Annotated in this window: 1 protein-coding gene; it reads right to left on the minus strand. The window is 65.9% G+C overall.

Going from position 1 to position 797, the window contains the following annotated elements:
* Nucleotides 1-720, minus strand: a 720-nt coding sequence (locus Q5Y72_RS19745) for a beta-ketoacyl-ACP reductase (RefSeq protein WP_305965091.1), incomplete at its 3' end; no start/stop codon positions are given.
* Between the last annotated feature and the right edge of the window lie 77 nt (nt 721-797).

Here is a 797-nt window from a genome sequence, read left to right on the forward strand (position 1 = left end):
GAAGAACTGCCCGCCATTCGCGCTGATGGTCGAGCCTGTGATGAAGCCCGCATCGTCGGAGGCGAGGAAGACGACGCAGCGGGCGATTTCCTCGGGTTCGCCGAGGCGGCCGACCGGGATCTGCGGGATGATGCGCTCGTTCAGGACCTTCTCGTCGATGGCGCGGACCATCTCGGTGCCGATATAGCCGGGGCAGATCGCGTTGACGGTGATGCCGGCGCGGGCGCCCTCCTGGGCCAGCGCCTTGGTGAAGCCCAGATCGCCGGCCTTGGCGGCGGAGTAGTTCGCCTGGCCGGCCTGGCCCTTCTGGCCGTTGATCGAGCTGATGTTGATGATCCGCCCGAACTTGCGGTCGCGCATCCCGCCCCAGGCCGGGTGGGTCATGTTGAACAGCCCGGTCAGGTTGGTGTCGATGACCTCCTTCCACTGCTGCGGGGTCATCTTGTGGAACATCGAATCGCGGGTGATGCCGGCATTGTTGACCAGCACGGCGACCGGTCCCAGATCCGCCTCGACCTGGGCGATGCCGGCGGCGCAGGCGTCGTAATCGGCCACCGACCATTTGTAGGTCCTGATCCCGGTCTCGTCGGTGAAGGCCTTCGCCGCCTCGTCATTGCCGGCGTAATTCGCCGCCACCGTATAGCCCGCCTCCTTCAGCGCCTTGGAAATCGCCGCGCCGATCCCGCGCGAGCCCCCCGTCACCAGTGCAACTTTCGACATGGTTCCCCCTTCTCCTGCGTAAATGTCGTTCAAATCCCGCTATCCGACCGGGTGCCGGCGCATCAGCCTTGCGCGCC

The sequence above is a fragment of the Paracoccus spongiarum genome, assembly GCF_030732095.1.
Classification (GTDB): Bacteria; Pseudomonadota; Alphaproteobacteria; order Rhodobacterales; family Rhodobacteraceae; genus Paracoccus; species Paracoccus spongiarum.